The organism is Psychrobacter phenylpyruvicus DSM 7000 = NBRC 102152, from assembly GCF_000685805.1.
Lineage (GTDB): Bacteria > Pseudomonadota > Gammaproteobacteria > Pseudomonadales > Moraxellaceae > Psychrobacter > Psychrobacter phenylpyruvicus.
On the sequence record NZ_JMKP01000085.1, the window covers coordinates 1 to 1,735 of the forward strand.

General features: G+C 35.1%; 1 protein-coding gene. It reads left to right on the forward strand.

Features of this window, described 5'->3' with window-relative positions:
* Window positions 1–99 precede the first annotated feature (99 nt).
* Window positions 100–1,674, forward strand: coding sequence for a hypothetical protein (locus tag G561_RS14845; RefSeq protein ID WP_174901057.1), 1,575 nt, complete (start codon window positions 100–102; stop codon window positions 1,672–1,674).
* The last annotated feature ends 61 nt before the right edge of the window (window positions 1,675–1,735 follow it).

Sequence of the window (1,735 nt, forward strand, 5' to 3'; positions counted from 1 at the left end):
CTGGCTAACAATAGTTCGGATAATGAATCGTTTTATCAACCCAATTCTATCTTAATTTTATGATAATTTGGTCTAGACATTGGGGAGTACGTTAATAAGATGGGCGGAGCAAAAACACCCGAAAAAGTAGAATATGAAAAAAGGCTTCGTCGTCGCCTTAAAATACTAAAAGAACAATTTGAACAAGGTAAAATTCATATCGCTGAAGGTATGAATGTAGAAAAGAGTCTTCTAGCAGTAAGGCAAGGGCCAGACGGTGAAATTGACTTAGATACTGTTGATGAATATGTTAGATCAATGGCTCTTGCTGTTACAGCAATGCATGACCGAGAAGAATTGAAAAAAGAAATTTCTTTAAGTGAAATACAAAATATATATTTTAATTTCATTGAAGATAATTTTGGACATTATTATCAGTTAATGATTGATAACAATCTTACCCCCCATGATGTAGGCAAAGTGTTAACTCAAAACCAAAAATCAGTAGAAGAGATTACTGAAAATCTTGGTGAATTCCTTAATGTTATAGATAGTTTATGGAAGGAATTGGGAGAAATCGCTCAAATTCATGTTGAAGATATGCACGGGAACATAAAAGGTGTATTTGGAGGCGATCTTTTCCCTTCACATGACGAAAACATAGCATCCACATGTGGGATTTATACAGATACCATTGTATTACCAGACCCATTTTTAAGGTCAAAGCATGTTTTTGAAAATTTCTCTAATAAAAGTCGAGTATATTACTTAGTTAAACATGCCATGAATATACTCCAATATAAGGAACTAGCCTGTGCTAATTTGGAAGTTCCTATAGTTGTAATTCTTCCAGATCAATCCAAAATGCAGGAAGAAGAAAGAGAGTTTTTTCAATTACTTGGCAAAGATGATTCAGTAATACATTCTAATAAACTATTTGGCAGAAAGTTTGAATCTTTTGACGAGCTAATTGAATTTGCTGAGGGTTTAGATACGATTGAAAGGGCAGTAGAACAAGTAAAAGATAAAAGTAGAGTTCTTTTTGATACTGATTGGAAAGGTGATTTATCTTCTCAAATTAAAAAAGCATTAGAACTTGAAAGTTATGCTCAATTCGTAGGCAATCCAGGTTTATTACTTGCCTCCCAAGCATTGGGAAGAATGAGTGTTAGTAATGAGCTTTTAATTAAATCAAGGAGGCTAAACGGTACACCTATTATAGATGCACCTACTTCTTGGCAGTATTTGACTTGGAAAATGGAATATGATTCTGAGAGAGCTGAGTCGAAAACTGGAAATCATGACTTACATATTGTTAGAGGTCTACAAGACCTAGCCACTAATGAAATGGAGTGGTTAGGAAATATTCCACCGGAGGCTCTTATTGATATCAGAAAGCAAGGTGCTATGGATGATATAAGATCTATGTTAGGAAATAGTATTGAAGATATAGTTAGATCAAATCCAGATAACTTTTATAGAAGTCGAGATCAAATATTTGACAACATAAATGATGCCTTTCATCAACATAGAAAAAATATTGAAGAGCTGAAATCCAAAAAATGGAAGTTTGCGGGAAAAGATATAGGTTCATGGATGGTAATGGGTACACTAGAAGTCGCTGCAGCAGTTACCGGAACACCTGCATGGGGGTTAGCAGCGAGGGCGTTCAAAACTCTGTGTCAACTAAATTAAAGACGCATCACCGAATCTAATCGACCAGGGAAATAGATAGACAGCTGCATCATCGTCTGTC

Coding starts and splice junctions, on each gene's coding strand:
- G561_RS14845 (WP_174901057.1), top strand. CDS start 100: ATGGGCGGAGCAAAAACACCCGAAAAAGTAGAATATGAAAAAAGGCTT.